Annotated in this window: 4 protein-coding genes; 2 read left to right on the top strand and 2 right to left on the bottom strand. The window is 59.1% G+C overall.

Annotated features, from left to right (window positions below; genetic code table 11):
• Positions 1-893, bottom strand: an 893-nt coding sequence (locus tag P792_RS26940) for a bifunctional transcriptional activator/DNA repair enzyme AdaA (protein ID WP_035439646.1), incomplete at its 3' end; no start/stop codon positions are given.
• A gap of 51 nt (positions 894-944) precedes the next feature.
• A complete protein-coding gene (locus P792_RS26935) occupies positions 945-1,874 on the bottom strand; it encodes a LysR family transcriptional regulator (RefSeq protein WP_023978431.1) in 930 nt (309 codons plus the stop codon).
• A 114-nt stretch (positions 1,875-1,988) separates the two neighbouring features.
• Between P792_RS26935 and P792_RS26930 the strand changes: the two genes are divergently transcribed.
• Together P792_RS26930 and P792_RS26925 are read left to right on the top strand one after the other, a co-directional pair.
• Positions 1,989-2,750, top strand: coding sequence for an SDR family NAD(P)-dependent oxidoreductase (locus tag P792_RS26930; RefSeq protein ID WP_023978430.1), 762 nt, complete (start codon positions 1,989-1,991; stop codon positions 2,748-2,750).
• Between the two features lie 398 nt (positions 2,751-3,148).
• Positions 3,149-6,112: a TonB-dependent receptor domain-containing protein gene (locus tag P792_RS26925; protein WP_023978429.1), complete on the top strand. Its 2,964-nt coding sequence runs from the start codon at positions 3,149-3,151 to the stop codon at positions 6,110-6,112.
• Positions 6,113-6,406 lie beyond the last annotated feature (294 nt).

Genomic DNA, 6,406 nt, shown 5'->3' with positions numbered 1-6,406 from the left:
CCCGGGTGGCCGATGGTGCGGGCAAGGGCGCTATAGCTACGTGTTTCGCCCGGTGGGATGTCCTGAAGGGCGCGATGAACCCGGCGCGTGAACTCGGATCCCGAGGGGGCGAGGGGTGTCTCGAAGCGGGCCGATACACCCGCGAAATAGGCGTCGAGTTCCGCATGTGCCTGCTCTGTCACCTGGGTTCTGCCGAGCCCGAGAGGTGATTTGAGCGCCGCTTGCAGGGCTTTGAGTTCGCGTGGGAGGGCCTTGCGATCAATGAATTCGAGAAGGTGCAGGTGACGCGTCGAGCATACCGCCAGCATGTCGCCCAGCGGCGTTGCAATCCAGCTGGCCTGAAGCAGGCCGCCCTGTTGCAGCGTGCCTGGCGCACAACCGATCAGTCTGGAAAAGGCCTCACGGAAGGCGCTGGCCGACTCAAATCCTGAGTCGAGCTGGGCCGCTATGACTGGCTCTCCCTGTGAGAGGATCAGGAAGCCGTCGCGCAGGCGACGCTGCCGGGCCATATCCAGAAAGGTCATGTCAAAGTGCCGCTTGAAGCTGCGTCTTACAGTTGAGGGGTCCAGCCCGAGGGCCACGAGATCCTGCTCGTTCCAGCGCCGACCCGGATTGGCATCGAGCCTTTCGAGCAACCCGGCAATGAGGGGGTCATGAGCGGCGCCGCCATGGAGCGGATGACATCGCTTGCAAGGGCGGAACCCGGCCTCGATGCAGCTGCGCACGCTGTCGCGAAAGGTGCAGTTGGTGGCGAGGGGTTTGCGTGCCGGGCATGTCAGACGGCAGAATATTCCCGTCGTTCCAACACACACGAAAACCCGTCCGTCATATCGGGCATCGCGCGCAAGGAGCGCCTGATAGAGCGTGTCGTGGGAGGGAAGATCGAACAGCATGAGATGACCTTAACCCCTCCGTTCAAAACGTGAGGCCGGAAAACAGGCGTTTCATTTTTCTGTCTGCCCGCTTTCTGCCTGCTTGCGATTGTTTCTGTCGAACGCAGAAAAGATGTCGATCAGCCAGTCCATGAAGACGCGTACGCGCGGCGGGAGCTGCCTGTTGCTGGGGTAGAGAAGCGTCAGGGGCGTCGGGGCCGGAGGAAATGCAGAAAGCACCTCGACCAGCGCGCCACGTGCCAGTTCAGCCTCGAAGCGATAACGCGGCGCCTGGGCCAGACCAAGCCCGAGGCACGCTGCTGTCGCCGAGGATTCTGCGCCGGAAACGAGAAGCCGTGCCGGCAAGATACGCTCGACGAGCTGGCCGCCAACGCTGAATTCCAGCGGCAGGACCTGCTTCGTGCGGGACGAGGCAAAGCCGATCATGCAATGCCCGCCCAGATCATCCGGGTCACGGGGGGTGCCATGGCGGGCAAGATAATCTGGGCTGGCCACCGTGATTTCCGGAAGCAGGCAGAGCGGGCGAGCCATCATGTCGCTATCGGGCAAGGGGCCGCCACGTACCACACAATCCACGCCTTCACGCAAAAGATCGACGAGCCTTTCGCCTTCGCCCAGATGCACGGTAAGCCCCGGATGACGGGACAGGAAATCGGGAAGGGCGGGCAGGATAATGGTGCGTGCAAGATGCCCGACCGTATCAAGACGGATCACGCCGCTCAGCGCCGAGCCAATGGACCGGTCGGCCTCTTCGAGTGAAGCGACGATCGAGCGGCAATGAGCGTAGTAGAGTTTGCCTTCCTCTGTGGGCTGAACGTGACGTGTGGAGCGATGCAACAGCCTTGTGCCAAGACGACGTTCCAGCGCCTGGATGGCAGCACTCGCAGCGGGACGAGAAACACCGCAGGAAGAGGCCGCAGCGCTGAAGCTGCCGCGCTCGATGACGCGCAGGAAAAGCTCGATACAGGCCAGTCTGTCCATGAGCGCGCCCCGCCGATTGTTCTGTTCTAGTGAATAATGATGACAGGAATGGGCGGCTTATCGCAAGCCAGTGCGCATGGTCTCCTCTGCGTATCGAAACGAGAGGATATCACCATGACTTCCATTCAACGCATCGCGCTTGTAACGGGCGGTAGCCGTGGCCTGGGCCGAGCCACCGTCGAGGCTCTCGCCCAGAGAGGCATCGGCGTCATTCTGACCTATCAGGGTAATCGGGAGGCGGCGGAGGCCGTTGTCGCTCTGGCAGAGCGATCCGGTGTAAAGGCTGCCACGCTCAAACTCGATATGGCCAGCAGCGACAGTTTCAGCGCCTTTGCCGGGCAGGTGAAGGACATTCTGGGCCAATGGGGCCTGTCTCATTTCAACTATCTGATCAATAACGCCGGCAGTGCCCATAATGGCGGCCTGGCAGATACCACCGAGGCCGAGTTCGACCGCATGTATGGCGAACATCTCAAGGGCCCATTCTTCCTGACGCAGGCGCTCTTGCCTTTGCTCGCGGATGGCGGACGTATTCTGAATATCAGCAGCGGCCTGACACGTTTCACCTTTCCGGGTCGCATCGTCTATGCCTCGATGAAGAGCGCGATCGAGACCATGACGCGCTATATGGCGAAGGAACTCGGCCCGCGAGGCATTACGGTCAATGTCGTGGCACCCGGCGCCATACAGACTGATTTCTCCGGTGGCGCCGTGCGGGACAATCCCGAGATTGCCCGTCATATCGCCCAGAACACGGCGCTGGGGCGTGTCGGCCTGCCTGATGATATCGGCCCGATGATCGCCTCGCTTCTCTCGGACGATAACCGCTGGGTCAACGCGCAGCGCATCGAGGTATCTGGCGGGCAATCCCTCTGACGATGTCATCGCCGCATTGATTACCTGGGCTGAAGCTATCTCGGGCACGGAGCTGGCCTGAGCGAGCGTGGGTTGTCGTGCGGCGCCACGTTGCATCTTTCTCGGTTAGTCGTGGTGCGACGGCTTTCCGTAACGGGGGAGGGGATCGTCCATTCACCCCCCGATTCAGGGTCAGGCCCGTCGCATTTCGATCTAGAACGCATTGTGTCGAAAAGTATTAACTAACAACCGAAAGTAATATTTGAGTTCAAAATACAACGTTAGTAAGTAACTGTGTGGCAAAAATACAATGTGACGAGTTTATGACTCGTGATTCCAAATATGCCTCTGGACGTAATTTCGTTTGTGAAATCTTTTCGGCCTCAGAACGCCTTTTGGAGGTCGAAAACACGATGAACATGATCAAGAACAAGCGGCGATTGCTGCTTGTCTCCACAGTTGGTGCAGGTCTGGTCCTGGGGCAGGCGCAACTCGCCCACGCTGCCCAATCTGCCGCTGTATCCTCACACAAGGCCCATAAGCGCACGGCCAAAAAGACCACTGTCGCTGCGCGGAACCAGGCGACAACCGCTCCGGCAGCCTCGGCTGCGCCGCTTGTCCGCCCTGCGGCGCAGGGCGCTGGCGTCCGTTCGATCTCGGCCAGCAACGACACATTCGCGCCGGTTTCCGGTCGTGGGGCGCGGGGTGGCAGTGAAAATATTGTGGTGACCGGTTCGGCGCTGAGCACCTCGAACAACGCCAATGCCAACCCGGTCCAGATCGTTACGTCCAAGCAGATCCTGCAGACAGGCGCCACCACGGTAGGCGATTATCTGCAGCGCCTGCCTTCCGTCGGTTCGTCGGGCACCTATAATTCGCAGACGAACGGTACGGGCGGGTCGTCCTGCGTGGATCTGCGCAACCTTGGCCAGAACCGCACGCTGGTGCTGATCGATGGCAAGCGCACCACGCTCAACGGCAATAACAGCTGCGTCGATCTGAACACGATCAACGTCTATCAGGTTCAGAGCATCGAAATCCTCAAGGATGGCGGCTCCGAACTCTATGGTGCCGACGCCGTTGCAGGCGTGATCAACATCAAGATGCGCCATGACCTGAATGACGCGAACATTACCGTTCGCGGCGGGATTACCGATGTCGGTGACGGCCAGACGGGTCAGATTTCCGGCTACAAGGGCTGGAACTTCGATCACGGCAAGGGCAACGTGACACTGTTCGGGTCATACATGACCAAGAGCGGGATCATGCAGCGCAACCGCGCCTGGTCACGCAATGTGCAGATCAACGATCCGACCGATGCGTCCGACCTGCTCTATGGTTCATCAATCCCGACGACGGGCAAGTATTTCACCGATTCAGGGACTTATATCCCTAATGCCAGTGGGACCGGCTACCACACGGCCACCTCTGCAGATCGCTATAATTATGGCTCGCAGCAATCCCTGACCAACTCGTTGCAGAACTCCACGCTGTCTTTCGACGCGCATTATGACGTGAACAGCCATTTCACGCCCTATGCCAATTTCCAGTACAGCCACCGTACCTCCAGCACCACCTTGGCGCCGGAGCCCATGACGGGCAGCATCTACCCGTCCAACCTGCCGTCCAGCCTCGTGATCCCGGCCGATGCGCCATACAACACGTTTGGCGAAGACGTGCTGATGTACAAGCGTTACGGCGAATGGGGTAACCGTCGTACCGAGACAGCGACCGACACCTACACCGCCATTGCAGGCGCCAAGGGCGAGATCACCCATGGCTGGATGTACGATCTGTCCTACACCTATGGCTGGAACCAGGTGACATCGCAGATGTCGGGTGTGGGCAACTATGCCAAGCTTCTGCAGGAATACGGTCTGCAGCAAGTCGATCCGACCGATTCAAGTTCTGCGCTCGTTTATAACCCGTCGGTCTGTCAGGCCTCTGCCGGTTGTGTGCTGTCCGATCCGTTCAAGCCCCTTTCCTCAGCTGCTGCGGCTTATTCGAACTACACGAGCCATGATCATTACTATTACCAGCTGCGCGACCTGAACCTGCGTATGCACAACAACCATGTTGCCACCATGCCCTGGAAGGGCGGCGGCGATCTGGGCTTTGCGCTGGGCATGGAACATCGTGGCGAGCAGCTTGCCTATCATCCTGATGCTGTTGTGGCGTCAGGCGACACGCTCACCAACTCGGCCTCCTATACCGGCGGTGGGTTCAACGTCACGGAAGGTTATCTTGAAGGCAAGGCGACGCTTCTGCGCGACGTCTTCCTCGCGAAGGACCTGACCATCGATGCGCAGGGGCGCTATTCGTCCTACAGCACCTTTGGTGGCACCAAGAACTGGAAGGCCTCGATCAACTGGGCGCCGATCCGAGATATCCGTTTCCGCGCAACCATTGGCAGCTCCTATCGCCAGCCGAATGTGTATGAGCTCTATTCAGGTGGCAGCCTTGGTTACGCCTCGGCAACCGACCCCTGCGCCCAGGCCAGCTCCTATGGCTCGCTTTCGGCCAATGTCGTGGCCAATTGCGCCAAGCAGGGCATCAACACGTCAACCTTCGTTGCGGCAAACTCGGGTCAGGTGCCGACGCTTTATGGTGGTAACGCCTCGCTGAAGCCGGAAACCGGCCGCACCTACACAATCGGTACGGTGATCACACCGCGCTGGGTGCCGGGTCTTTCCGCTTCGGTGGAATACTGGCATTACACGATCAAGAACATGATCTCGTATCTGAGTTCACAGTATATTCTTGACCAGTGCTACACAGGTGCCAGCACCAATTACTGCGACAACATCACGCGCGTTTCGAGCACCAGCCAGCTGAACTCCGTGACGGACTACTATGCCAATATCGGCGGTCTGCGCACGAGCGGTATCGATTTCGACCTTGATTATCGTATCCGTGTAACACCCAAAGATGTGGTGACGCTGGGCAACAACTTCCAGCAGCTCATCAGCTACCTGCAGCAGAACGAGCCGGGCGGACAGTGGTACAACTATGCCGGTCGTCTGATGTACCAGTCGGGCACTGGCCAGCCGCGTGTGCGCGACTACGCCACGGTCAACTGGCAGCATGGCAACTGGGGTGTCACTTATATGATGAAATATACGGGTGGCATGGTGTGGAACAACGGATCGCAGGATCTCAGCACGGCCCTTGGTTATGGACGCTACAAGACCCCCGGCGTGTTCTCGCATGATCTGACGATTGATTATCGTCTGAACAAGTGGACGTTCCAGGCCGGTGTGAACAACCTGTTCGACAAGCAGCCGCCCTTCGTGGCCGATGCCTCGACCAACAGTGCTGCCGGTCTTTATGGCGATCTTTATTATGGCCGCTATGTCTTCCTTCAGGCCGGGGTCAATTTTTGATCCTGCCTCACACGGATGATGCGCCTCGTGTAACGGGGCGCGAACGCCCTGTGTTAAAGGCCGTCGGACCTTAGGTTCGACGGCCTTTTTCTATCGTGCAATGTGTTGCGTGTCTGGCTGCGCGAAGGCTGCCCACCTTACAGGCGATAGGACTCGTTTCCGGTCACGATGGGCGTACGGGCTTCGCGGTAGTTGCTGCCGCTGCGTGCACGATGATCCTCGATGACCGAATAGACCAGCCCCTCGCTTTCAGCATCGAATACTCTGTGTGGGTAAGCGGTTCTGATTGGATAG

This window comes from Asaia sp. SF2.1 (assembly GCF_000505765.1).
Taxonomy (GTDB): Bacteria; Pseudomonadota; Alphaproteobacteria; order Acetobacterales; family Acetobacteraceae; genus Asaia; species Asaia bogorensis.
The sequence above is the reverse complement of the archived record's forward strand: the minus strand, read 5'-3'. Positions and strand labels throughout refer to the sequence as shown.

Coding starts and splice junctions, on each gene's coding strand:
- P792_RS26935 (WP_023978431.1), bottom strand. CDS start 1,874: ATGGACAGACTGGCCTGTATCGAGCTTTTCCTGCGCGTCATCGAGCGC.
- P792_RS26925 (WP_023978429.1), top strand. CDS start 3,149: ATGATCAAGAACAAGCGGCGATTGCTGCTTGTCTCCACAGTTGGTGCA.
- P792_RS26930 (WP_023978430.1), top strand. CDS start 1,989: ATGACTTCCATTCAACGCATCGCGCTTGTAACGGGCGGTAGCCGTGGC.